16 protein-coding genes are annotated in these 24,727 nt (G+C 66.5%); 11 read left to right on the top strand and 5 right to left on the bottom strand.

Features of this window, described 5'->3' with window-relative positions:
* Positions 1-8: 8 nt before the first annotated feature.
* Positions 9-1,232: a succinyldiaminopimelate transaminase gene (gene dapC / locus ACN5W5_RS04780; protein WP_420047395.1), complete on the bottom strand. Its 1,224-nt coding sequence runs from the start codon at positions 1,230-1,232 to the stop codon at positions 9-11.
* Between the two features lie 149 nt (positions 1,233-1,381).
* Here dapC and smc point away from each other — a divergent pair, with 149 nt between their 5' ends.
* The 3 genes from smc (at position 1,382) to ligA (ending at position 8,289) form a co-directional block, all read left to right on the top strand.
* The gene (gene smc / locus ACN5W5_RS04785; RefSeq protein WP_420047396.1) at positions 1,382-4,903 is read left to right on the top strand and encodes a chromosome segregation protein SMC; all 3,522 of its coding nucleotides are present in this window, start codon (positions 1,382-1,384) and stop codon (positions 4,901-4,903) included.
* 25 nt (positions 4,904-4,928) lie between these two features.
* Positions 4,929-6,089, top strand: coding sequence for a cell division protein FtsZ (locus ACN5W5_RS04790; protein ID WP_420047397.1), 1,161 nt, complete (start codon positions 4,929-4,931; stop codon positions 6,087-6,089).
* A 121-nt stretch (positions 6,090-6,210) separates the two neighbouring features.
* On the top strand, positions 6,211-8,289 hold the full coding sequence (ligA, locus tag ACN5W5_RS04795) for an NAD-dependent DNA ligase LigA (RefSeq protein WP_420047398.1): 2,079 nt from the start codon (positions 6,211-6,213) through the stop codon (positions 8,287-8,289).
* Between the two features lie 91 nt (positions 8,290-8,380).
* On the opposite strand, the gene ACN5W5_RS04800 is transcribed toward ligA, so the two are convergent.
* Positions 8,381-8,752, bottom strand: a complete 372-nt coding sequence (locus ACN5W5_RS04800; RefSeq protein WP_420047399.1) for a hypothetical protein — start codon at positions 8,750-8,752, stop codon at positions 8,381-8,383.
* Between the two features lie 81 nt (positions 8,753-8,833).
* On the opposite strand from ACN5W5_RS04800, the gene def reads away from it, so the two are divergent.
* Complete coding sequence (gene def, locus ACN5W5_RS04805; RefSeq protein WP_420047400.1) at positions 8,834-9,373, top strand: peptide deformylase; 540 nt, start codon at positions 8,834-8,836, stop codon at positions 9,371-9,373.
* A gap of 11 nt (positions 9,374-9,384) precedes the next feature.
* On the opposite strand, the gene ACN5W5_RS04810 is transcribed toward def, so the two are convergent.
* Together ACN5W5_RS04810 and map are read right to left on the bottom strand one after the other, a co-directional pair.
* The gene (locus ACN5W5_RS04810) at positions 9,385-12,084 is read right to left on the bottom strand and encodes a [protein-PII] uridylyltransferase (RefSeq protein WP_420047401.1); all 2,700 of its coding nucleotides are present in this window, start codon (positions 12,082-12,084) and stop codon (positions 9,385-9,387) included.
* A gap of 27 nt (positions 12,085-12,111) precedes the next feature.
* A complete protein-coding gene (map, locus tag ACN5W5_RS04815) occupies positions 12,112-12,945 on the bottom strand; it encodes a type I methionyl aminopeptidase (RefSeq protein ID WP_420047402.1) in 834 nt (277 codons plus the stop codon).
* A gap of 116 nt (positions 12,946-13,061) precedes the next feature.
* Here map and ACN5W5_RS04820 point away from each other — a divergent pair, with 116 nt between their 5' ends.
* The 5 genes from ACN5W5_RS04820 (at position 13,062) to ACN5W5_RS04840 (ending at position 20,466) form a co-directional block, all read left to right on the top strand.
* Positions 13,062-13,712 carry a hypothetical protein gene (locus ACN5W5_RS04820; protein WP_420047403.1) on the top strand — a complete coding sequence of 217 codons (651 nt, stop codon included), beginning with the start codon at positions 13,062-13,064 and terminating at the stop codon, positions 13,710-13,712.
* A gap of 215 nt (positions 13,713-13,927) precedes the next feature.
* Positions 13,928-17,935, top strand: coding sequence for a phosphoribosylformylglycinamidine synthase (gene purL / locus ACN5W5_RS04825; protein WP_420047404.1), 4,008 nt, complete (start codon positions 13,928-13,930; stop codon positions 17,933-17,935).
* 4 nt (positions 17,936-17,939) lie between these two features.
* Positions 17,940-18,758 (top strand): phytanoyl-CoA dioxygenase family protein, encoded by an 819-nt coding sequence (locus tag ACN5W5_RS04830; protein WP_420047405.1) that lies wholly within the window; start codon positions 17,940-17,942, stop codon positions 18,756-18,758.
* A 73-nt stretch (positions 18,759-18,831) separates the two neighbouring features.
* Positions 18,832-19,806, top strand: coding sequence for a DUF808 domain-containing protein (locus ACN5W5_RS04835; protein WP_420047406.1), 975 nt, complete (start codon positions 18,832-18,834; stop codon positions 19,804-19,806).
* A gap of 126 nt (positions 19,807-19,932) precedes the next feature.
* Positions 19,933-20,466, top strand: coding sequence for a hemerythrin domain-containing protein (locus tag ACN5W5_RS04840; protein ID WP_420047407.1), 534 nt, complete (start codon positions 19,933-19,935; stop codon positions 20,464-20,466).
* Between the two features lie 66 nt (positions 20,467-20,532).
* Here ACN5W5_RS04840 and ACN5W5_RS04845 read toward each other — a convergent pair whose 3' ends face one another.
* On the bottom strand, positions 20,533-21,345 hold the full coding sequence (locus ACN5W5_RS04845; protein ID WP_420047408.1) for an alpha/beta fold hydrolase: 813 nt from the start codon (positions 21,343-21,345) through the stop codon (positions 20,533-20,535).
* Positions 21,346-21,606: 261 nt separating this feature from the next.
* Between ACN5W5_RS04845 and boxC the strand changes: the two genes are divergently transcribed.
* Both boxC and boxB read left to right on the top strand, forming a co-directional pair.
* A complete protein-coding gene (gene boxC, locus ACN5W5_RS04850) occupies positions 21,607-23,289 on the top strand; it encodes a 2,3-epoxybenzoyl-CoA dihydrolase (protein WP_420047409.1) in 1,683 nt (560 codons plus the stop codon).
* A gap of 23 nt (positions 23,290-23,312) precedes the next feature.
* Positions 23,313-24,727: benzoyl-CoA 2,3-epoxidase subunit BoxB (boxB, locus tag ACN5W5_RS04855; RefSeq protein WP_420047410.1), on the top strand; the 1,415-nt coding region annotated here is incomplete at its 3' end.

Below are 24,727 nucleotides of genomic sequence, written 5' to 3' on the forward strand. Positions count from 1 at the left end.
AAGGGGTTTCAGGCGCGCGGCGAGAGGAACTCGACGATGCGGCCGGCGGCTTCCAGGCATTCGGCGGGTTCGGCCACCAGGGCCATGCGCACCCGGCCGCGGCCCGGATTGAAACCCTGGGCCTCGCGAGCCAGGTAGCTGCCGGGCAGAACCGTCACATTGTATTGAGCCAGCAACTCGCGGGCGAACGCTTCGTCGGCGCCCAGGCCCGGAATCCGGTGATTGAAGGCCTCAGGAACGCCGGCCCAGAGGTAGAACGCTGCGTCGGGCAAGGCCACTTCCATCACCGAGGCCAGCAGCGGGGTGACCTGGGCGAACTTCTCGCGGTACTGCCGGCGGTTGTCGATCACGTGGTCTTCATCGCCCCAGGCGGCCACGCTGGCGGCCTGCACCGCCGGACTCATGGCGCCACCGTGGTAGGTGCGGTAGAGCAGGAAGGCCTTGATCAGCGCCGCATCCCCAGCCACAAAACCGCTGCGCAACCCGGGCACGTTGCTGCGCTTGGACAGGCTGGTGAACATCATGAGGTTCTTGAAGTCGGTGCGTCCGAGCTTCACAGCCGCTTCCAGTCCGCCCAGTGGCGGTTCGTCGCGGAAGTAGATTTCGGAGTAGCACTCATCGGAGGCGATCACGAAGCCATGGCGGTCACTGAGCGCGAACAGTTTTTCCCACTCGTCCAGCGGCATCACGGCGCCCGTCGGGTTGCCGGGCGAGCAGACGAAGATCAGCTGCGTGCGGGCCCAGGTGTCCTCCGGCACGCTGTCCCAGTCCACCGCGAAATTGCGCTCAGGCACGCTGGGCACGTAGTACGGCTGGGCGCCACCCAGCAGGGCCGCGCCTTCGTAGATCTGGTAGAACGGATTGGGAAACACCAGCGTGGCGCCGGGCTGTGTCGGGTCCAGCACCGTCTGGGCGAAGGCAAACAGCGCCTCGCGCGAACCGTTCACTGGCAGCACCTGGTTGGCGGGGTTCACGGTGACGCCGTAGCGCCGCTGCAGCCAGGCCGCACAGGCTTCGCGCAGCGCCGGTTCGCCGGCTGTGGCGGGGTAGCCGGTCAGGCCGGTGTCGAGTGCGGCGGCCAGCGCGTCCTTGAGCATCTGGGGTGTGGCGTGTTTGGGTTCGCCGATGCCCAGGCTGATCGGGCGGTAGACCGGGTTGGGCGTGACGCCCGCAAACAGCTGGCGCAGCCGCTCGAAGGGGTAGGGCTGCAGGAGGGACAACTTGGGATTCATGGCACCGATTATCCCAAGGCCGCTTCAGGCCCCCTCGGGGCAGGCTCAAGGCCGGGCGGACACGGTATCATGCGGCTTGCGGTCCGGCCCCGCTCGGGGGAGGATTATCGTTACAAATCAAACAGTTAGCTTCCCGCGACCGAATTCCCGTGCGCCTCAATTCGATCAAGTTATCGGGCTTCAAGTCCTTCGCCGAGCCGACCAACTTCATGCTGCCCGGGCAACTGGTGGGTGTGGTGGGGCCCAACGGCTGCGGCAAGTCCAACATCATGGACGCGGTGCGCTGGGTGCTGGGCGAGAGCAAGGCGTCCGAGTTGCGTGGCGAGTCCATGCAGGACGTGATCTTCAACGGCACCAACAACCGCAAGCCGGCCAGCCGCTCCAGCGTCGAGCTGGTGTTTGACAACGCCGACCACCGCGCCGGCGGCCAGTGGGGCCAGTTCCTGGAGATCGCGGTCAAGCGCGTGCTCACGCGCGACGGCACCAGCAGCTACTACATCAACAACCAGCCGGTGCGCCGCCGCGACGTGCAGGACGTGTTCCTCGGCACCGGTCTCGGCCCGCGCGCCTACGCCATCATCGGCCAGGGCACGATCAGCCGCATCATCGAGAGCAAGCCCGAAGAACTGCGCCTGTTCCTCGAAGAAGCCGCCGGGGTCTCCAAATACAAGGAACGCCGCCGCGAGACCGCCAACCGCCTGGCCGACACGCGCGAAAACCTCACCCGGGTCGAAGACATCCTGCGCGAACTCAACGCCAATCTCGACAAGCTGGAAAAGCAGGCCGAGGTCGCCGCGCGCTACAACACCCTGCAGGCCGGTGCCACGCTCAAGCAGCACCAGCTCTGGTTCTTGAAGCGCAGCGAGGCCGAGGCCGACCAGATCAAGGTCAAGACCGATGCGGCCCAGGCGCTGAACGACCTGGAGTCGCGCACCGCCGACCTGCGCCGGGTCGAGTCCGAGCTGGAAACCATCCGCCAGGCGCACTACGCCGCGGGCGACCAGGTCAACCAGGCGCAGGGCAAGCTGTACGAAGCCAGTGCCGAGGTGGGCAAGCTGGAGGCCGAGATCCGCTTCGTGATCGAAGGCCGCACCCGGGTCGAACAGCGGCTGGTGCAGTTGAAGGAACAGATGGCCTCGTGGACCACGCGCAGCCAGGACGCTGGCGTGGAGCTGGAGCAGCTGGCCGAAGCCATGGTCGAGGCCGAAGAAAAGTCGGTGGTGCTCGCCGCCCAGGGCGAAGAGCAGGGCGCGGCCCTGCCAGCGCTCGAAGATGGCCTGCGCCAGGCACAGAACCGCGCCAACGAACAGCGTGGCAGCGTCACCCAGGTGCAGCAGCAGATCCAGGTGCTGGCCGCCGAGCAGCGCAACATCGAAGAACAGAGCCGCCAGCTCAACCAGCGCCGCGAACGCCTGGCCGCCGACCGCAACGCCCTGGCCGCGCCCGACGAGGCCCGTCTGCTCGACGCGCAGAGCCAGCTGGTGGTGGCGCAGGAAGCCGCCGAACTGGCCGACGCGGTGTTGCACGAGCTGCAGGACAGCGTGCCCCAGCTCGACGATGACCGCCGCGCGGCCCAGCAGGCGGTGAACCAGGAGTCCGCGAAGCAGGCCGACTTGTCGGCCCGCATGGAAGCGCTCAAGGCGTTGCAGGAAAAGGTCAAGACCGACGGAAAGCTGCAACCCTGGCTGGCCAAGCACGGGCTCGACGGCCTGCAGGGCCTGTGGAGCCGCATCCACATCGAAACCGGCTGGGAAAACGCGCTCGAAGCCGCGCTGCGCGAGCGCCTGGGTGCGCTCGAGGTGTCGCGACTGGAGATGGTGCGCTCGTTCGGCAACGATGCCCCGCCCGCCAAGCTCGCGTTTTACAGCCCGCCCGCCATGGCGTCGGGCACCGCCAGCCACAGCGGGCTCAAGCCGCTGGCCGACTGGCTGCGCCTGAACGACGCCGGTCAAAAAGCGCTGCTGGCCGACTGGCTGCAGGGTTGCCTGACCGCCGCCAGCCTGGACGAAGCGATGGCGCAGCGCGCCCAGCTGCAGGCCGGCGAAGTGATCTACGTGCCCAGCGGCCACGCGGTCAGCGCGCACAGCGTGAGCTTCTACGCGCCCGACAGCGAGCAGGCGGGCCTGCTGGCGCGTGCGCAGGAAATTGAACACCTTGAGAAGGAACTGCGGGCCCAGGCGCTGATCGCCGAGCAGGCCCGGACCGCGCTGGTGCGCGCCGAAGCGGCCTACAGCGATGCTTCGCAGCGGCTCGTGAGTGCACGCCGCGAAGGCGCCGAAACACGCGGCAAGGCCCACGAGCTGCAGGTCGAAGCCCTGCGCCTGACGCAGCTGGCCGAACAGACCCGCGCGCGCAGCGCGCAGATCGCCGCCGACCTGGCCGAGGTGGATGCCCAGCTGGAAGACCTGCAGGAGCGTCGCGTGACGGCCGAGGCCCGTTTCGAAGAGCTGGACATGCAGCTCGCCGACTGCCAGGAGCGCCACGCCCAGTTCGATGACAAGGTGATCGATGCCGAGCGCGCTTTGAACGCGGCGCGCGAGCAGCAGCGCTCGCTGGAGCGCAGCGCACAGGAGGCCACCTTCACCTTGCGCAGCCTGCAGGCCCGTCAGGGGGAGCTGCAGCGTTCGCTGGAAACCGCGGCCTCGCAGGAAAAGTCGCTCGCCGACGAAGAGCAGCGGGCCGCCGAAGAGCTGGCCCGCCTGAGCGACGCTGCGGCCCAGGCCGGGCTGCAGAACGTGCTGGCCGTCAAGCTCGAACGTGAGCAGACCCTGGGCGCCCTGCGCAGCCAGTACGACGACCTCACGATGAAGCTGCGCGCCAGCGACGAGCACCGCCTGAAGCTCGAGCGCGAACTTGATCCGCTGCGCCAGCGCATCACCGACTTCCAGCTCAAGGAACAGGCCGCACGCCTGGGTGTGGAGCAGTACAGCCAGCAGCTCGAAGAAGCCCAGGCCGATCTGGCCGCGGTGGCGCAGAGCATCACCGAAGGCAATGTGCGCCTGACCGGCCTGCAAGGCGAGATCGACCGCATGCACCGCGAGATCCAGGCGCTGGGTGCTGTGAACCTCGCGGCGCTGGACGAACTCACCGCCGCGCGCGAGCGCAAGACCTTCCTCGACGCGCAGTCGGCCGACCTGGTCGAAGCCATGACCACGCTGGAAGACGCGATCAAGAAGATCGACGCCGAAACGCGTGACCTGTTGGGCAGCACCTTCAACACCGTCAACGAGCACTTTGGCCGCATGTTCCCCGAGCTCTTCGGTGGCGGCAACGCCCGGCTGGTGATGACCGGCGAGGAAATCCTGGACGCGGGTGTGCAGGTGCTGGCCCAGCCGCCCGGCAAGAAGAACCAGACCATCCACCTGCTCTCGGGCGGCGAGAAGGCGCTCACCGCGATTGCGCTGGTGTTCGCGATCTTCCAGCTCAACCCGGCGCCGTTCTGTCTGCTCGACGAGGTGGATGCGCCGCTGGACGACGCCAACACCGAGCGTTACGCCCGCCTGGTGACCAGCATGAGCAAGCAGGGCACCCAGTTCCTGTTCATCAGCCACAACAAGATCGCCATGGAAATGGCCGAACAACTGATCGGCGTGACCATGCAGGAGCAGGGCGTTTCGCGTATCGTTGCGGTCGACATGGAGTCCGCCGCCGGCATGCTGGAATCCGTCTGACCAAGCCACCCACCGCTGAACACACATGAGCACTCTGCAAATCAGTCTGGCCATCATCGGAGGCCTCGTGCTGGCGGGCGTGGTCGCCTACAACGCCTGGGTCACGAGCAAGAGCGCTCCGCGAACCGCCCGCGAACGCCCGGGTTTGGACGGTGCGGGCGAACCGCACAGCTTTGAAAGCCCGCTGACCGGCCCGGTGATTGAACCGGATCAAGACGGGGTGCCTGAACGCATTGAACCGGTCATGGGACACACCTTCGAGGCCCCGCGCGAGCCGCAGCCGCAGGTGGCGGCGGATGGCGAAGCGCGTGTGCCGGTGGTGGTGCCCGTCACACTCAGCAACGTCGTCAGTCCCCCCGAGAAGCGGCCCGGGCTGGACGCCCTGATCGACGTCATCACGCCGCTGGCGATTGAAGGTCCGGTGTCGGGTGATGCCTTGCTGGCGGCCCTGCCTGGCACGCGCCGGGTGGGCAGCAAACCGTTTGCCGTCGAAGGCCTCAACGAGACCAGCGGTGAATGGGAAAGCCCACGAGCGGGGCAGCGCTACCACGCGCTGCAGGTCGGCGTGCAACTGGCGAACCGTGCCGGCGCGCTGAACGACATCGAATTTTCCGAGTTTGTCGTCAAGGCTCAGGCTTTTGCCGACGCGGTGGGTGCCGCGCCCGATTTTCCCGACATGCGTGCCGAGGTGGCCCGCGCCCGCGAACTGGACGCCTTTGCCAGCGGCCACGATGCCCAGTTGGGCTTCACGCTGCGCGCCCGTCGCAGTGCCTGGAGCCCCGGTTATGTGGCCCAGAACGCGGCACGGCTCGGTTTTGTTGCGGGCGTGCTGCCCGGGCGCATGGTGCTGCCTGCCAGCGCGGCGGGGCAGGCACCCATCCTGAGCCTCGCCTTTGATTCGCAGGCCGCCATGGCCGAGGACCCGGAACAAAGCGCGTTGCGCGAGGTTGCGCTGTCGCTCGAAGTGACCCACGTGCCTCGCAGCGAACAGCCGTTTGTGCGCATGCGCCAGGCCGCCGCCGCGCTGGCCGAGGCCATGGAAGGCGTGATCACCGACGATGGTGGGCAGTTGTTGTCCACCGACACCATGGACGGCATCGGAGCCGACCTGGAGAGCCTCTACGACGCGCTGGACAGCCACGATCTGTCGGCGGGTTCGCCGCAGGCCCGCAGATTATTTAGCTGACCCCCGCGCCGCGCTTTCAGCGCGTCACCCCCTTTCAGGGGGCAACGCTGGCGGCCCGGCAAAGCCGGTTCCGCGGCGTTCTCGAATGGCTCCCCCTCTGTCGCCAGTTTGTCTTCTGCTCATGAGCACTTCTGATCTTTTTTCCTCTGAGCCCGCGCCGGCCGAGCGAGCGGCCGCGTTGCGCGAGCAGCTGAACCACCACGCGCACCTGTACTACACGCTGGACGCGCCGGTGATTCCGGATGCCGAGTACGACCGGCTGTTTCGCGAGCTGCAGGCGCTCGAAGCCACACACCCGGAGCTGTTGACGCCGGATTCACCGACGCAGCGGGTCGGTGGTCGGGTGCTGGACGCGTTCACGCCGGTGCGCCACGCCGTGCCCATGCTGTCGATCAACACCGAGACCGACACCGAACCCAGCGGCGCGCGCAATTTCGACACCCGCGTGCGCCGCGCGCTGGGGCTGACCGAAGTCGACCCGCCAGTGGACTACGTGGCCGAACTCAAGTTCGACGGCCTGGCCATGAACCTGCGCTATGAAAACGGTGTGCTGGTCCAGGCCGCCACGCGCGGTGACGGTGAAGTCGGTGAGGATGTGACGAACAACATCCGCACCATCGGCCAGATTCCCCTGCGCCTGCCGCCCGACGCTCCTCCGGTGCTGGAGGTGCGCGGCGAGGTCTACATGCGCCGCGATGATTTTGATGCACTCAATGAGAAGCAGCGCGCCAAGATCGCTGCCGGTGCCAAGGGCGAGAAAACCTTCGTGAACCCGCGCAACGCCGCGGCCGGCGCGGTGCGCCAGCTCGATTCGGGCATTGCCGCCCAGCGCCCGCTGAGCTTCTTCGCTTACGGCGTGGGCGAGATCACGCCGCCGGAGCAGGGCGGCCCGGCGTTCGATACCCACCATGAATTGCTCATGCAACTCAAGGCCTGGGGCTTCCCGGTGGCCGAGCAGACCACGGTGGCCACGGGGGCCGACGAGCTGGTCGCCTTCCACCAGCGCATCGGCGCCAGCCGCGACCAGTTGCCCTACGACATCGACGGCGTGGTCTACAAGGTCAACTCGCTCGCGCTGCAGCGCCGGCTCGGTTTCGTCACGCGCGAGCCGCGCTGGGCGGTGGCGCACAAATACCCGGCGCAGGAACAGCTCACCACCGTGCTCGCCATCGACGTGCAGGTGGGGCGCACCGGCAAGCTCACACCGGTGGCCAAGCTCGCGCCGGTGTTCGTGGGCAACGTGACGGTGACCAACGCCACCCTGCACAACGAAGACGAGGCGCGCCGCAAGGACGTGCGCGTGGGCGACACGGTGATCGTGCGCCGTGCGGGCGACGTGATTCCCGAGGTGGTGGCCGTGCTGCCCGAAAAGCGGCCCGAAGGCGCCGAGGTGTTCACCATGCCGCGCCAGTGCCCGGTGTGCGGCAGCGATGCCGTGCGCGAAGAGGGCGAGGTCGACTACCGCTGCACCGGCGGCCTGTTCTGTGGCGCCCAGCGCAAGGAGGCGATCCTGCATTTCGCCCACCGCCGTGCGGTGGAGGTCGAGGGCCTGGGCGACAAGCTGGTGGAACAGCTGGTGGACTCGGGCGTGGTGAAGACCCTGCCCGACCTGTACCGCCTGGGTTTCACCGCGCTGGCCAGCCTGGACCGCATGGCCGACAAGTCGGCGCAGAACATCGTGGCCGCGCTGGAGAAGTCCAAGCAGACCACCTTGCCGCGTTTCCTGTTCGGCCTGGGCATCCGCCATGTGGGTGAGGCCACGGCCAAAGACCTGGCGCGCCACTTCGGTCAAATGGACCGCATCATGGACGCCACGGTGGAGCAGCTGCTGGAGGTGAACGACGTGGGCCCGGTGGTGGCGCAAAGCATCCGCACCTTCTTCGACCAGCCGCACAACCGTGAGGTGGTGGAGCAGCTGCGCGCCTGCGGCGTCACCTGGGAAGAGGGCGAGCCTGCGGCGCAGGCGCCCAGACCGCTGGCGGGCAAGACTTTCGTGCTCACCGGTACCTTTCCCACGCTCAGCCGCGACGCCGCCAAGGACCTGCTGGAAGCCGCGGGGGCCAAGGTGGCCGGCTCGGTGAGCAAGAAGACCGACTACGTGGTCGCTGGCGCGGAAGCCGGCAGCAAGCTGGAGAAAGCGCAATCGCTGGGCGTCGCCGTGATCGACGAGGCGGCCATGCTGGCCTTGTTGCAGGCTTGAATTCAGCGCCGGGCCGCCCCAAGCTGAATTCGCACCCCTTCGGGGGGCAGCGACCCGCGTCAGCGGCGGAGCGTGGGGGCCTGGTTTCGGTTCACTTGAACTTGTAGTGGTCCCGGTTGAGCACCGCGGCCACGGCGTTGACTTCCTCCGGGAACATGCCCAGATTCATGGTGGTGTTGCACATCTCCACCATGCCGCGCAGCAGGCCGGCGGTGTTGATCTTGCCCATGGGCTTGTATATGGTGCTGCCGTCGCCGCCCACCTTGCTGACGTGGCAGGCCACGCACTTGTGCTCGGTGATCATCTTTTCCCCCAGCGCCAGATCGGCACCTTTGAAGATGTCGGCGCCTTGCGCCCGGGCCGGCTGGCTGAAAAATGCCAGCGAACCGCCCAGCAGCAAGGCGCTGGCGGTCCAGCGCAGCCGACGGGCAATGAGGGGCAGGGTGGTCGGACGCGATTGCATGGAAAATCCTCCTGAACAGGCCAGACCTGACTGTAGCGTGCGAAGGCAAGAACACCCCACGGGGTAATCCATGACACCACCATGACCATTCATACGATTCTGAAGATGGGCGATCCACGGTTGCTGAGCGTGGCCCAACCTGTGACCGGGTTCGACACGCCGGAGCTGCACCGCCTGGTGGCCGACATGATCGAGACCATGACCGCGGCCAACGGGGCGGGCCTGGCTGCGCCGCAGATCGGTGTGGACCTGCAGCTCGTGATCTTCGGCACCGGCGCGGCGAACCCGCGCTATCCGGAGGCGCCGGTGGTGCCGCGCACCGTCCTGCTCAACCCGGTGATCACGCCGTTGGGTGACGCGGAAGAAGAAGGCTGGGAGGGCTGTCTGTCGGTGCCCGGTCTGCGCGGCATCGTGCCGCGCTGGCAGCGCATCCGCTACCAGGGCGTCGACCTCGCGGGACACGTGATCGACCGGGAAGCCGAGGGCTTTCATGCCCGGGTGGTGCAGCACGAATGCGATCACCTGCAGGGCGTGCTGTACCCGATGCGGGTGCGCGATTTCAGCCGCTTCGGCTTCACCGAGGTGCTGTTTCCCGGGCTGGACGCAGCCGAGGACGATTGAGCTGACCTCCTCTAACCTTCCAGCGTTTCCAGCAACTCGGTTTCGATCTCGATCTGCCGTTTGTTGACCTGCAGTTGCGGGCCGCTGATGAGGAAGGTGTCCTCCACGCGTTCACCCAGCGTGGTGATCTTGGCGAGTTGCACGCTCACGTCGTAGCGCGCGAGCACGCGCGTGATGCAGTACAGCAGGCCGGCGCGGTCGCTGGCCGAGACGCTCAACAGCCAGCGCTGGGCTTTTTCATCGGGGCGCAGGTCCACGCGCGGTGTGATCGGGAAGCTCTTGACGCGGCGCGACAGGCGGCCCTTGCTCGGCGCGGGCAGCGGGCCGCGCTGGTCGATGGCCTGGGCCAGATCGTTCTCCACCATGGCGGTCAGCGCACGGTAATGCTCGGACAGCGTGGGCGCCACCACCTGGAAGGTGTCGAGCGCGTGGCCGGTGTGCGTGGTGTGGATGCGGGCGTCCAGGATGCTGAAGCCGGCGTTGTCGAAGTAGCCGCAGATGCGGGCAAACAGGTCGTGCTGGTCGGGCGCGTACACCAGCACCTGCAGGCCCTCGCCCTCGGGCGACAGGCGGGCGCGCACGATGCTGTTGTCCGGTTTCGGTGCTTCGCCGTCCCCAGTTTCAGGGCCGGATGGTTTTGGGGCCGCGGCCCGAACCGCCAGTTCGCGGGACAACACCCGCGTGTGCCAGGCAATTTCGTCGGCCTGGTGGCGCATGAAGTAGCTCACGTCCAGCGTGTCCCACAGCGCCTTGTGCGCCAGGTGGGGCAGGGCGTGCAGGGCCAGCATCGACAGGGCTTCGCGCTTGCGCGCCTCGATCACGGCGTCGGGGTCGGGCGCGCGGCCACCGAGCGAGCGCAGGGTGTAGCGGTACAGGTCTTCCAGCAGCTTGCCCTTCCAGGCGTTCCAGACCTTGGGACTGGTGCCGCGGATGTCGGCCACGGTGAGCAGGTAGAGCGCCGTCAGGTAGCGCTCGTTGCCCACGCGTTGGGCAAAGGCGTTGATCACGTCCGGGTCGCTCAGGTCTTCCTTCTGCGCCATGCGGCTCATGGTCAGGTGTTCGGCCACCAGGAACTCGATCAGCTTGGCGTCTTCGCGCTCGATGCCGTGCTGGCGGCAGAAGCTGCGCACGTCCTTGGCGCCGAGCTCGGAGTGGTCACCACCGCGGCCCTTGGCGATGTCGTGGAACAGCGCTGCGACGTAGAAGATCCAGGGTTTGTCCCAGCCTGCGGCGAGCTGCGAGCAGAACGGGTATTCGTGCGAGTGGTCGGCGATGAAGAAACGGCGCACGTTGCGCAGCACCATCAGGATGTGCTGGTCCACGGTGTAGACGTGAAACAGGTCGTGCTGCATCTGGCCCACGATGTGGCGGAACACCCAGAGGTAGCGCCCGAGCACCGAGGTCTGGTTCATCAGGCGCATGGCGTGGGTAATGCCTTCGGGTTCCATCAGGATCTGCATGAAGGCGGCGCGGTTGACCGGGTCGTTGCGGAACCGCGCGTTCATCACGGGACGGGCGTTGTACAGCGCGCGCAGCGTTCGCGCCGAAAGGCCTTTGATGCCGACCGTGGTCTGGTAGATGTGGAAGGTTTCGAGGATCGCGTGCGGGTGCTGCACATAGAGGTTGTCGCTGGCGACCTCCAGCATGCCCGCCTTGTCAAAGAAGCGCTCGTTGATCGGGCGCATGCGGTCCACGCCCACGTCGTCGCTGGCGAGACGTTCTTCAATGTTGAGCAGCAGGATCTGGTTGAGCTGGGTGACGGCTTTGGCGGCCCAGTAGTAGCGCTTCATCAGCACTTCGCTGGCGCGCCGCGCGCCGCGCGCCACCGGTACCGCGTGCGGGCCGGGGCCGCCGGGGGTGATGACGGCGGGCACCTGCGGCTTGAAACCGAACGATTCGGCCACGGCGTTCTGCAAGTCGAAGACCAGCCGGTCTTCGCGCCGGTTGGCCAGCAAGTGCAGGCGCGCGCGGATCAGGTTGAGCAGGGCCTCGTTGGCCTTGATCTGGCGCGCTTCGAGCGACGTGGCCAGGCCCTTGCGCGCGAGTTCGTCCCAGCTGCGGCCCAGGCCCGCAGCCTTGGCCACCCACAACACGATCTGCAGGTCCCGCAGGCCACCAGGCGATTCCTTGCAGTTGGGTTCCAGCGAATAGGGCGTGTTTTCAAACTTGTTGTGGCGCTGGCGCATCTCCAGGGTCTTGGCGACGAAGAAGGCCTTGGGGTCCATTGCCTCGTTGAGCTGGTTCACAAGCGTGGTGAACTGCGATTTGCCGCCGCAGATCAGCCGGCATTCGAGCAGCGAGGTCTGCACCGTCACATCTTTGGACGCCTCGGCCACACAGTCGGCGGTGGTGCGCACACTGGAGCCGATCTCCAGACCCACATCCCAGCAGGCACCGATGAAACTTTCCAGCCGGCTCTTGAGCGCCTCGTCCTGATCGGGTTCGCTGCCGTCGGGCAACAGCACGAGCACGTCCACGTCCGAATACGGAAACAGCTCGCCGCGGCCGTAGCCGCCCACCGCGATGAGCGAAAACGTGGGTCCGAAGCCCGACCGGGTCCAGAGTTCGCGCAGCGTCTGGTCGGTCAGGCGGGACAGTTTCTGCAGGGCGCTGCGCACCCCGCGGGTGGAGGTGCCCTGCACGCCCAGCCGGTTCATCAGGGTGGCTTTGTCGCTGCGGTACTGCAGACGCAGTGCGCTCAGATCGCCCATGGCGCTTTCCTTTTGGCCCGTCACGGGTCAGGCGGCGGTGGGGGTGACCGCGGGCGTGACGAACGCGGGCGGCGGCGGGCTGCCGGCCGAGAGCGTGAGCACTTCGTAGCCGGTTTCCGTGACCAGGATGGTGTGTTCCCACTGGGCGGACAGCGAGCGGTCCTTGGTGACGATGGTCCAGCCGTCGCCCAATTCCTTGATGTCGCGCTTGCCGGCGTTGATCATGGGTTCGATGGTGAAGGTCATGCCGGCCTTGAGTTCTTCGAGCGTACCGGGCTTGCCGTAGTGCAGCACCTGCGGTTCTTCGTGAAACTTCTGGCCGATGCCGTGGCCACAGAACTCGCGCACCACCGAGAAGCCACTGCCTTCGGCAAACACCTGGATCGCGTGGCCGATATCGCCCAGGCGCACGCCGGGTTTGACCATGACGATGCCTTTCCACATCGCGTCGTAGGTGATGGCGCACAGGCGCTTCGCTGCGATCGAGGCCGCGCGTTCGCCGCCGATCATGAACATGCGGCTGGTGTCGCCGTGCCACCCATCCTTGATGACGGTCACGTCGACGTTGAGGATGTCGCCCTTCTTGAGTGCTTTCTCGTTCGGGATGCCGTGGCAGACCTGGTGGTTGATCGAGGTGCAGATGCTCTTGGGGTAGGGGATGTAACCCGAGGGCGCGTAGTTCAGCGGGGCCGGAATGGCGCCCTGCACGTTCACGATGTAGTCGTGCGCCAGCTTGTCCAACGCGTCGGTGGTGACACCGGGCACCACGTGGGGCGTGAGGTAGTCCAGCAGTTCGGAGGCCAGTTTGCCGGCGACGCGCATGCCCGCAATGCCGGCTTCGTCTTTGTAGGTGATGCTCATGGGAAGCGATTATCCTGCGGACTGCAACGCTTTGAAACGAAGGGTCAATGCGGACCCGAATGATCAGGTGCACACCTATACTCGCGCGCAGTTCCATCCATCAAGCGAGGTTTTCGATGAAAAAAGTGCACGCAGCGGGTCTGGCCTTGGTTGTGCTGTCGGGCTCGGCGATGGCCCAGGGCATCGGTGTGTATGGCGTGGCGGGCACGGGTGGCCTCGGCCTGGGGCTCAACCTGCCGGTGGGTCCGGCTTTCGGTCTGCGTGGCGAACTGGCGCAGCTGACGACCTCCGACACCTACACCGAAGACCAGATCACCTACAAGGGCGACCTCAAGCTGCGCGGCAACGGCGTGTTCGCCGACTTCCGCCCGTTCCTCGGCACCTTCCGCCTGGTCGCGGGCGCCACGTTCACCGGTTCTTCCGCTGCGTTGCAGGCCCAGACCACCGACGGCACGGTGACCATCGATGGCCAGACCTTCAGCGCCACCGGCAACTCGCTGCTGGCCACCATCAAGTACCCGAACACCATGCCTTACCTGGGCGTGGGCTGGGGTCATGGACGTTTCAACCAGCCGGGCTGGACCTTTGGTCTGGACCTGGGCGTGTCCATTGGCAAGCCCAAGGTCACTTTGACCGGCTCCGGCGGCCTGCTGGCGCAGCCGGGCGCCTCCGCCGCCATCGCGGCCGAAGAGCGCAAGGTGCAGGACGATCTGGACAGCGCGAAGGTGCTGCCGGTGATCAAGGTCAGCGTCGGCTACAACTTTTAACCCCCTGCGCCGCTGCGCGGCCTCCCCCCGAGGGGGACCACGCCCTTGGACCGGCGGAGCCGGATCCCCGGCGTGTGCTGGTGGATGCACGCGTTCCGCCAGTTGAGTTCATTGCACTCTCGGCGCAGCGGGTGGCAGGGCACCCCGGGTAAAATGCCGGGTTTCCACCCATCCCCCGGGCCACTCTGCGCCCGCCAGCCCCAAGGCCACCCACCGTGACCCTGCACCTGCGCTTCTTCGATGGCGGCAACGCCGTCAGCGACTTCAAAGTCCAGCAAATCCTGCCCCGTCTCGCGGGCATTTCCGACAAGATCACCGGCCTCTCGGCCCGCTTCGTGCACCTGGCGTCGTTCGACGCCGAGCACGACACGGCCACGCTGGACCGCGTGGGCCAACTCATGGCCTATGGCGAGCCGGCCACCGAGGCGCACCTGGCGCTGGAAAAGGCCGGCGCCCCGGCCCTGCTGGTGATGCCGCGCCTGGGCACCGTCTCGCCCTGGGCCTCCAAAGCCACCGACATCGCGCACAACTGCGGCCTGGCGCTGCACCGCGTCGAGCGGCTGGTGGAGTTCCGCATTGGTCTCAAGAGCGGTTTGCTGGGCAAGGCCAGCCTGAGCGCCGAGCAACTGCGCGCCGTGGCCGATGTGCTGCACGACCGCATGACCGAGGTGGTGACCACCGAGCGCAGCCAGGCCGAAGCCCTGTTCACCGAACTGCACCCGGCACCGATGGAGCACGTGGACGTGCTGGGTGGTGGTCGCACGGCGCTGGAAAAAGCCAACGTCGAATGGGGCCTGGCCCTGGCCGATGACGAGATCGACTACCTGGTCGCCGCGTTCAATGGCTTGAAGCGCAACCCGACCGACGTCGAACTGATGATGTTCGCGCAGGCCAACAGCGAACACTGCCGCCACAAGATCTTCAACGCGCAGTTCACCATCGACGGCGTGGCGCAGGACAAGAGCCTGTTCGGCATGATCCGCCACACGCACCAGACGGCGCCGCAGCACACCATCGTCGCGTATTCCGACAACGCCTCCATCATGGAAGGTAGCGAGGTCGAGCGTTTCGTGGCGCGCGCCGTGCAGGGTGCCTCGCCCGCCTACGCGAGCCAGACCGCCATCAACCACATCCTGATGAAGGTGGAAACCCACAACCACCCGACAGCGATTTCCCCGTTCCCCGGCGCCGCCACCGGCGCGGGCGGTGAGATCCGCGACGAGGGCGCCACCGGCCGCGGCTCCAAGCCCAAAGCCGGCCTGACCGGCTTCACCGTCTCCAAGCTCTGGGGCGGCATGAGCGATCAGCCGGGCGGCAAGCCCGAGCACATCGCCAGCCCGCTGCAGATCATGACCGAGGGGCCGCTGGGTGGCGCCGCGTTCAACAACGAATTCGGCCGACCCAACCTGCTGGGCTACTTCCGCGAATACGAGCAGGACGTGGCCGGTGTGACCCGGGGTTACCACAAGCCCATCATGATCGCGGGCGGCCTGGGCGTCATCGACTCGAAGCAGACGAAGAAGATCGACTTCCCGGCCGGCACGCTGCTGATCCAGCTCGGCGGCCCGGGCATGAAGATCGGCATGGGCGGCGGCGCCGCCAGTTCCATGGCCAGCGGCACCAACGCCGCCTCGCTGGATTTTGACTCCGTGCAGCGCGGCAACCCCGAGATCGAGCGCCGGGCGCAGGAGGTCATCAACCACTGCTGGGCGCAGGGTGATCAGAACCCCGTGCTGTTCATCCACGACGTGGGCGCGGGTGGCTTGTCCAACGCCTTCCCCGAGCTGGTGAACGACGCTGGCCGGGGTGCCCGCTTTGATCTGCGCGCCGTGCCGCTGGAAGAGAGCGGCCTGGCACCCAAGGAAATCTGGTGCAACGAGAGCCAGGAACGCTACGTGCTGGCCATCGCCCCCGAGTCGCTGGCGCAGTTCCAGGCCTTCTGCGAACGCGAGCGCTGCCCGTTTTCGGTCGTGGGTGTGGCGACAGAAGAACGCCATCTCTCGCTGGTGGACGAAGGGAACGAGAGCCCGGTCGACATGCCCATGGACGTGCTGCTCGGCAAGCCGCCCAAGATGCACCGCGACGTCAAGACCGTGCAGCGCGAGTTCCAGCCGATGGACCTGACCGGTGTGTCGCTGGAAAAGGCCGTGATCGACGTGCTGAGCCACCCGACCGTGGCGTCCAAGCGCTTCCTCATCACCATCGGCGACCGCACCGTGGGCGGCCTGTCGCACCGTGACCAGATGGTTGGCCCCTGGCAAGTGCCGGTGGCCGACTGTGCCGTGACCCTGGCCGATTTCCAGGGCTTCGCGGGCGAAGCCATGAGCATGGGCGAGCGCACGCCGCTGGCCGGCATCAACGCCGCAGCCTCGGGCCGCATGGCGGTGGCCGAGGCCATCACCAACCTGCTGGCCGCGCCCATCGAGCTGCCGCGCGTGAAGCTCTCTGCCAACTGGATGGCCGCCTGCGGCGAGCCGGGCGAAGACGCCGCGCTGTACGAGACCGTGAAGGCCGTGGGCATGGAGCTGTGCCCGGCGCTGGGCATTTCCATCCCCGTGGGCAAGGACAGCCTGTCCATGCGCACGCAGTGGAGCGACGGTGCGGACAAGAAAAAGGTCACCTCGCCGGTGAGCCTGATCGTCACCGGCTTCGCGACGCTGGCCGACGTGCGCGGCACGCTCACGCCGCAACTCAACAACCAGATCGACGACACCACGCTGGTGCTGATCGACCTCGGCAAGGGCCAGAACCGCATGGGCGGCAGCGTGCTCGGCCAGGTGCTCGGCCAGTTCGGTGACACCGTGCCCGATCTGGACGACGCCAAAGACCTGGTCAACCTCGTCAACGCCATCAACGCCTTGCGCGCCCAGGGCCGCATCCTCGCCTACCACGACCGTTCGGACGGCGGCCTGCTGGCCACCGTGGCCGAAATGGCCTTCGCTGGTCACGTGGGCGTGGCGCTGAACGTGGACATGCTCGTCACCGAAGGCGACGGTATCAGCGACAGCCGAATGGACAGCGGCGACGCCAAGAACTGGGCGCAACAGGTCGGTGCCCGCCGCCAGGAACTCACGCTCAAGGCCCTGTTCAGCGAAGAGCTGGGTGTGGTGCTGCAGGTGGCCACCGAACACCGCAACGCAGTGATGCAGACCCTGCGCGAGCACGGCCTGTCCAAACACAGCCATTTCATCGGCAAGACCCGCCCGGCGTCGTCCGGCATGGACGTGGGCAAGGGCCAGCTGCAGGTCTGGCGCGACACCAAGGCCGTGTTCAGCGCCAACCTGTTCGACCTGCACCAGGTCTGGGACAGCGTGAGCTGGAAGATCAACCAGCAGCGCGACAACCCGGCCTGCGCCGACAGCGAGCACGCCGCCGCCGGCTTGCCCGCCGATCCGGGCATGCACGTCAGCCTGACGTTCGACCCGGTCGACAACGTGGCCGCGCCGTTCCTGAACCTGTCGAAACCGAAAGTCGCGATCCTGCGGGAGCAGGGCGTGAACTCGCACGTGGAAATGGCCTACGCCTTCACCCAGGCCGGTTTCGAGGCCTACGACGTGCACATGACCGACCTGCAGACCGGCCGCGCCAAGCTGGCCGACTTCCAGGGCGTGGTCGCCTGCGGCGGCTTCAGCTACGGCGACACGCTGGGCGCCGGCATCGGCTGGGCGCGCAGCATCACCTTCAACCCGCTGCTGTCCGAGCAGTTCCAGGGCTTCTTCGGCCGCGCCGACACCTTCGGCCTGGGCGTGTGCAACGGTTGCCAGATGTTCGCCGAGCTGGCCGACATCATCCCCGGCGCCGAAGCCTGGCCGCGCTTCACCACCAACCAGAGCGAGCGCTTCGAGGCCCGCCTGTCCATGGTGGAAGTGCTGGATTCGCCCAGCCTGTTCCTGCAGGGCATGGCCGGCAGCCGCCTGCCGATTGCCGTGGCGCATGGCGAAGGTTTTGCCAACTTCAAGCACCGCGGCAACCCGGCGCAGGCCATTGCGGCCATGCGTTTCGTGGACAACGCGGGCGCGGCCACTGAGCAGTACCCGTTCAACCCGAACGGCAGCCCGGCCGGTCTGACAGCTGTAACCACCGCCGACGGCCGCTTCACGGCCATGATGCCGCACCCCGAGCGCGTGTTCCGCAACATCCAGATGAGCTGGACCAGTGGCGATATCAACGCCCACAGTCCGTGGATGCGCATCTGGCGCAACGCCAGAAAGTTCGTTGGCTGAACGCATGCCGCGTCAACACCCGATCGCAGCCGATGCCGTCCAGGCCTATGCCCGCGACGGTGCGGTGGTGTTGCGCGGCGCGTTGAACGCCGAAGAGTTGCGCAAGCTGGAAGCCGGCATCGAGCACAACCTCGCGCACCTGAGCCCGCTGAGCCTGGTGGCCAGCGAGCCCGACGATCCGGGCCGCTTCGTTGAGGATTTCTGCACCTGGCCGAGCAACCCGGCCTACCAGCAGATCCTGCGCGAATCCGCACTGCCACACATCGCTGCCCAGCTGATGCAGAGCCGGGCGGTGCGTCTGTACCACGACCACCTGCTGGTCAAGGAAGCGGGCACGCGCCAGCCCACGCCCTGGCACCAGGACCAGCCGTACTACAACGTCGGCGGCTTGCAGAACGTCAGCTTCTGGATTCCGGTGGACCCGGTGCCGCTGGCCAGCACGCTGCGCTTCGTGGCGGGTTCGCACACGGGCACCTGGTACATGCCTCGCACCTTTCGCGACCAGCAGGCCAGGTGGTTCCCGGACGGCACGCTGGCCGAACTGCCACTCATCGATGCCGAGCCGGACCGCTACAAGCAACTGGCCTGGGCGCTGGAGCCGGGCGACTGCGTGGCCTTCCACATGCTCAGCCTGCACGCCTCCAGCGGCACAGGGCCCGGTTCGCGGCGCCGGGTGTTTTCAGCCCGCTACCTGGGTGACGATGCGGTGCATGCACCGCGACCCTGGCGCACCTCGCCGCCGTTCCCGGGACTGGAAGCGCGCCTGCCCGAGGGAGCCCCCATGGACGCACCGAGCTTTCCTCTGGTCTGGCCTGTCGCCTGAGGTGCGGCGCTGCATCCGCGGTGCGGCGCTGATAGAGTCACGCTTTGCCGTTCTTTTCTGAGAATCATCCACCATGGCTTCCAGCCTCCTCATGCTGCTCGACGACATCGCCACGATCCTCGATGACGTGGCCGTCATGACCAAGGTCGCCGCCCGCCAGGGCATCTCGGCCGCCGACGACGTGGCCGCCATGACGCAGATGGCCGCCAAGAAGACGGCCGGCGTGCTGGGTGACGACCTCGCGCTCAACGCCCAGCAGGTCACCGGCGTCAAAGCCGACCGTGAACTGCCCGTGGTGTGGGCGGTGTGCAAAGGGTCTTTGCTGAACAAGGCGATCCTCGTGCCGGCGGCGCTGGCCATCAGTGCGTTCGTGCCCTGGCTCATCACGCCGCTGCTCATGCTCGGTGGCCTGTTTCTCTGCTTCGAAGGCGCGGAAAAGCTGTTGCACAAGCTCTTTCACAAGCCAGAGGAAGTCGACGCACACCATGCCGAACTGGTGAAGGCCGTGAGCGATGAAGAAGTGGATCTGGTGGCGTTCGAGAAGGAAAAAATCAAGGGCGCCATCCGCACGGACTTCATCCTCTCGGCCGAAATCATCGTCATCACACTGGGCACGGTGACGGCAGCCAGTTTCGGGCAGCGCGTGTCGGTGCTGGTGGGCATTTCCATCCTGATGACGCTGGGTGTTTACGGTCTTGTGGCCGGTATCGTGAAGCTGGACGATGCAGGCCTGTACCTCGCGCGCCAGGCCGCCAGCTGGAAGCAGGCATTTGGTCGCGGCCTGCTGGCCTTCGCGCCCTGGCTCATGAAGGCCTTGTCGGTGCTCGGCACCGCTGCCATGTTTCTTGTGGGTGGTGGCATCCTGGTGCACGGCATACCTGTCATCGGTCACGGCATCGAACAGTTTGCCGAAGGACTGGGCTGGGCGGCCAGCCTGACGAACAGCCTGCTGGGCGGTCTCGCCGGTTTTGCCGCTGGTGCTGTCGTGGTGATGGTGTTCAACGCCTGGAGCCGCATCCGAGGCAAAGCGGCCGTCGGTGCGCACTGAGACGGGGCAGCCCTTGACATGCGTCAAGGTCGAGAAACCGCCAGTCTCTAGACTGGCTTCTGGACCGTGAGTATGCTGTCGAATTTCCGCGGCGGATTCACGGCTCAAAGCCCATGAGGAGCCAACATGAACACCCCTGTCAATACCGACGAGCCCCTGAACAATTTCTCCGACTGCCACGCCGGTATCGTCAAGCGCCTGACAGCACTGGATGAACTGCCCGCCTTGCTGGAGCCCGCCGCCAGGGCGCGCCAGATCGCCGAAGAGTCGCTGGAGTTTTTCCGCGAAGCCATCTTCGAACACCATCTGGAAGAAGAGCGTGAACTCTTTCCTGCGGTGATCGCCAGCGCCCAGCCGGGCGCCGAGCTGGAGCGCGTCAAGGCCATGGCCAAGCGCCTGACCGACGAGCACCGAGCCATCGAGGTCCTGTGGAAACAACTTGAGAAGGGCCTGAAGCCGGTGGCCAAGGGCCAGAGCACCAAGCTTGATGTGAGCGAGTTGCACCGTCTGGTGAGCGAATACAAGGCGCATGCAGCCTTCGAAGAGACCGAGTTCCTTCCCTTGAGCGAAGAGATCCTGGGCCGCAACAGCAACCACATGGCCGCGCTGGGCCTGTCGCTGCACATGCGGCATGCGAAGCCGGTGAACGCGTACATCTGAACGGGGTCCGCAGAAGGGGGCGGCTGCCGACCCGCGACAGGTCCACAGCTCGGAGCCGCTCCTGAGTCACTGCACGGGGCGGTGCGCCTGTGACACAAAGTCCCGGATGGCCAGCGTCAGTTCATCGGGTCGGTCCCGGTGCGGCGAATGGCCGCAGCCCGCCATGACATGCGTCGTGGCCAACGGAGTCAGGGCGCCGATGCGCTCGATCTGGGCCAGCGTGCCGTATTCGTCGGCGCTGCCCTGCACCGCCAGCACCGGGCAGCGGATGAGCGGCAGCAGGTCTTCGATCGACCAGCCGCGGAACGCCGGCGACAGCCAGACGTCGTTCCAGCCCCAGAAGGCCGAGTCCGGGTCCTGGTGGTGCCGGGCCAGCCGGGCTTTCAGGTCGGTCTGGAGGTAGGCCTCGCGCGCCTGCTCGATGCTGCGGACGGAAATGTCTTCCACCATCACATGGGGCGCCACCACGATCAGGCCCTGCACCGACCCGGGGTGGCGCGCAGCGTGGATCAGCGCGATCGACCCGCCATCGCTGTGGCCCAGCAACCAGACTTCGCGGTACGTCTGGTGCACGCCGAGTTCGCGCAGCAGGGCTGGCAACACCTCGCTCGCCTGGCGCTCCAGAAAGTCGGGTTGCCAATGCTGCCCGGCGGGCCGGGGGGTCGAGCGGCCGTAGCCCGGCCGTGAATACACCAGGCCATGCCAGTCCAGCGCCTGGCAGAGCAGGGCGGGGTAGTCCCGCCACATGCTGACCGAGCCCAGCCCCTCGTGCAGAAACACCAGCAGGGGCCGGTCGGCGGCGCTGGCGGGAACCCACCGGGCTTCGATGTCGACGGCGCTGCCGGCCCAGTCCACGTGGCAAAGGGTGGTGGTGTTCATGGCGTCTCCTTTTCCTGCGGGCAGCGGTTCACCGGACTCTCCTGGTGGTTCAATGTGTATGCACTATTGTGCAACTTGGCAAGGCTATCGAAATGGGGTGATCTGTCAAGCTGCATGTTGCACGCTGAGTTGATTTGGTTTGCATACGGGTCGATGGTGGTGGAATATTGAAGCATTAAAATGCTTGACCTGGTGCGAGTGCATGCATTATGATGCATAAAATCAGCTTTCAACATCTTGCATTTACCAAGGAATGGCCCCATGAATGCTCCCGATCCTTTCGTCATTCGCCAGGCTCAGGTGGTCGACTACCGCACCGATCCCGGCCAGTACCGCCACTGGAAGCTCAAGTGCGAAGGCGCGACCGCCACGCTGGCGATCGACATCGACGAAGACGGCGGCATCCGCCCCGGCTACAAACTCAAGCTCAACAGCTACGACCTGGGCGTGGACATCGAACTGCACGACGCCCTGAACCGCATCCGCTTCGAACACCCCGAAGTGCGCACCGTGGTGGTGACCAGTGGCAAGGACCGCGTGTTCTGCTCCGGCGCCAACATCTTCATGCTCGGTGTCTCCAGCCACGCCTGGAAAGTGAACTTCTGCAAGTTCACCAACGAAACCCGCAACGGCATCGAAGACACCAGCAAACACAGCGGCCTCAAATTCCTGGCCGCGCTCAACGGCGCCTGCGCCGGCGGCGGCTACGAGCTGGCCCTGGCCTGCGACGAGATCCTGCTGGTGGACGACCGCTCCAGCGCGGTGAGCCTGCCCGAAGTGCCGCTGCTCGGCGTCTTGCCCGGCACCGGCGGCCTGACCCGCGTGACCGACAAACGCCATGTGCGCCACGACCTGGCCGACATCTTCTGCACCACCAGCGAAGGCGTGCGCGGCAGCAAGGCCGTGGACTGGCGCCTGGTCGACGCCGTGGCCAAGCCCCAGCAGTTCGCCGCCGCCGTGAGCGAACGCGCAACGAAACTGGCCGCCCAGAGCGACCGCCCGGCCGGTGCGAAGGGTGTGAGCCTGCCGCGCATCGAACGCAGCGACAGCGATGACGGCATCGCCTACACCTACGTCAACGTCGCCATCGACCGCGCCAGGCGCAACGCCACGATCACCCTGAAAGCCCCGAGCGGCGCCCAGCCGACCGACATCGCCGGCATCGAAGCCGCCGGTGCCGCCTGGTACCCACTGCAGATGGCGCGCGAGCTCGACGACGCCATCCTCAACCTGCGCACCAACGAACTCGACATCGGCACCTGGGTGCTCAAGACCGAAGGCGACGCCGCCGCCGTGCTGGCCAACGACGCGCTGATGCTGGCGCACAAGGACCACTGGTTCGTGCGCGAGACCATCGGCCTGCTGCGCCGCACCTTCGCCCGCCTGGACGTGTCCTCGCGCAGCCTGTTCGCGCTGATCGAGTCGGGTTCCTGCTTTGCCGGCACGCTGGCCGAACTGGCCTTCTGCGCCGACCGCGCCTACATGCTGACCCTGCCCGACGACGCCGAGAAGGCGCCCCGGCTGCAACTGAGCGAATTCAACTTCGGCTTGCTGCCCATGGTCAACGACCAGTCGCGCCTGCAGCGCCGCTTCTACGAAGAAGCCGGCCCGATGGAAGCCGCGCGCGGCGCCATCGGCCAGGCGCTGGACGCCGACGCCGCGCTGGCCCTGGGCCTGGTGACCGCGGCGCCCGACGACATCGACTGGGCCGACGAAGTGCGCATGGCGCTGGAAGAGCGCGCGGCCATGTCGCCCGACGCCCTGACCGGCCTGGAAGCCAACCTGCGCTTCGCCCAGAAAGAAAACATGGCCACCCGCGTCTTCGGTCGCCTGACCGCCTGGCAGAACTGGATCTTCCAGCGCCCCAACGCCGTCGGCGAAAAAGGGGCGCTCAAGGTCTACGGCAAGGGCGACAAAGCCCAGTTTGATTTCAACCGCGTCTGAAGCACACCCCCCAGGAGACCCCCATGTCCACCATCGATTACAGCGACAAGATCCCCAACAACGTCAACCTGAGCGAAGACCGCACGCTGCAGCGCGCGCTGGAGCAGTGGCAGCCCAACTACCTCAAGTGGTGGGACGACATGGGCCCGGACGGCTCGCAGAACTTCGACGTCTACCTGCGCACGGCGGTCAGCGTCGATCCGCAGGGCTGGGCGCAGTTCGGCCACGTCAAGATGCCCGACTACCGCTGGGGCATCTTCCTCAACCCCGCCGAGGCCGACCGCAAGATCCACTTCGGTGACCACAAAGGCGAAGCCGCCTGGCAGGACATCCCCGGCGAATACCGCGCCAACCTGCGCCGCATCATCGTGACGCAAGGCGACACCGAGCCGGCATCGGTCGAACAGCAGCGCCACCTGGGCCTGACCTGCCCGAGCCAGTACGACCTGCGCAACCTGTTCCAGGTCAACGTGGAAGAAGGTCGCCACCTCTGGGCCATGGTCTACCTGCTGCACAAGTACTTCGGCAAGGACGGCCGCGAAGAAGGCGAAGCCCTGCTCGAGCGCAACAGCGGCAACGCCGACAACCCGCGCATCCTCGAAGCCTTCAACGAAGAGACGCCCGACTGGCTGAGCTTCTTCATGTTCACCTACTTCACCGACCGCGACGGCAAGTTCCAGCTCTGCGCCCTGGCCGAATCCAGCTTCGACCCGCTGGCGCGCACCACCAAGTTCATGCTCACCGAAGAAGCGCACCACATGTTCGTGGGCGAGTCGGGCGTCAGCCGCGTGATCAACCGCACCTGCCAGGTGATGAACGAGCTCAAGACCGACGACCCGGCCAAGCTGCGCGCGGCCGGCGTGATCGACCTGCCGACCATCCAGCGCTACCTGAACTTCCACTTCTCGGTCACCATCGACCTCTTCGGCGCCGACGAGTCCAGCAACGCCGCCACCTTCTACAGCACCGGCCTCAAAGGCCGTTACGAAGAAGGCAAGCGCACCGACGACCACCAGCTGCGTGGCCAGTTCTACAAAGTGCTCAACGTGCAGAACGGCCAGCTCGTCGAAAAAGAAGTGCCGATGCTCAACGCGCTCAACGAAGTGCTGCGCGACGACTACATCAAGGACAGCATCGGTGGCGTGGAGCGCTGGAACAAGGTCATCGAGAAGGCCGGTATCCCGTTCCGCCTCACCGTGCCGCACAAGGCCTTCCACCGCAACATCGGCCTCTTGAAGGGCGTGAAGGTCGCGCCCGACGGCCGTGTGGTGTCCGAGTCCGAATGGGCCGCCAACCGCGACAACTGGCTGCCCAGCGAAGGCGACCGCGCCTTCGTCGCCAGCCTGATGGGCCGCGTGGTCGACCCGGGCAAGTTCGCCAACTGGATCGCGCCGCCGGTCATGGGCATCAACCGCCAGCCGGTGGACTTCGAATACGT

It is taken from the genome of Hydrogenophaga sp. ZJX-1, assembly GCF_048590325.1.
Classification (GTDB): domain Bacteria; phylum Pseudomonadota; class Gammaproteobacteria; order Burkholderiales; family Burkholderiaceae_C; genus Hydrogenophaga.

What these genes read in the sequence shown, in the direction of transcription:
- dapC (WP_420047395.1), bottom strand. Translation starts at nt 1,232, where the DNA reads ATGAATCCCAAGTTGTCCCTCCTGCAGCCCTACCCCTTCGAGCGGCTG.
- ACN5W5_RS04845 (WP_420047408.1), bottom strand. Translation starts at nt 21,345, where the DNA reads ATGAACACCACCACCCTTTGCCACGTGGACTGGGCCGGCAGCGCCGTC.
- ACN5W5_RS04835 (WP_420047406.1), top strand. Translation starts at nt 18,832, where the DNA reads ATGGCTTCCAGCCTCCTCATGCTGCTCGACGACATCGCCACGATCCTC.
- def (WP_420047400.1), top strand. Translation starts at nt 8,834, where the DNA reads ATGACCATTCATACGATTCTGAAGATGGGCGATCCACGGTTGCTGAGC.
- ACN5W5_RS04820 (WP_420047403.1), top strand. Translation starts at nt 13,062, where the DNA reads ATGAAAAAAGTGCACGCAGCGGGTCTGGCCTTGGTTGTGCTGTCGGGC.
- ACN5W5_RS04790 (WP_420047397.1), top strand. Translation starts at nt 4,929, where the DNA reads ATGAGCACTCTGCAAATCAGTCTGGCCATCATCGGAGGCCTCGTGCTG.
- ACN5W5_RS04840 (WP_420047407.1), top strand. Translation starts at nt 19,933, where the DNA reads ATGAACACCCCTGTCAATACCGACGAGCCCCTGAACAATTTCTCCGAC.
- boxC (WP_420047409.1), top strand. Translation starts at nt 21,607, where the DNA reads ATGAATGCTCCCGATCCTTTCGTCATTCGCCAGGCTCAGGTGGTCGAC.
- map (WP_420047402.1), bottom strand. Translation starts at nt 12,945, where the DNA reads ATGAGCATCACCTACAAAGACGAAGCCGGCATTGCGGGCATGCGCGTC.
- ACN5W5_RS04830 (WP_420047405.1), top strand. Translation starts at nt 17,940, where the DNA reads ATGCCGCGTCAACACCCGATCGCAGCCGATGCCGTCCAGGCCTATGCC.
- ACN5W5_RS04810 (WP_420047401.1), bottom strand. Translation starts at nt 12,084, where the DNA reads ATGGGCGATCTGAGCGCACTGCGTCTGCAGTACCGCAGCGACAAAGCC.
- ACN5W5_RS04800 (WP_420047399.1), bottom strand. Translation starts at nt 8,752, where the DNA reads ATGCAATCGCGTCCGACCACCCTGCCCCTCATTGCCCGTCGGCTGCGC.
- ligA (WP_420047398.1), top strand. Translation starts at nt 6,211, where the DNA reads ATGAGCACTTCTGATCTTTTTTCCTCTGAGCCCGCGCCGGCCGAGCGA.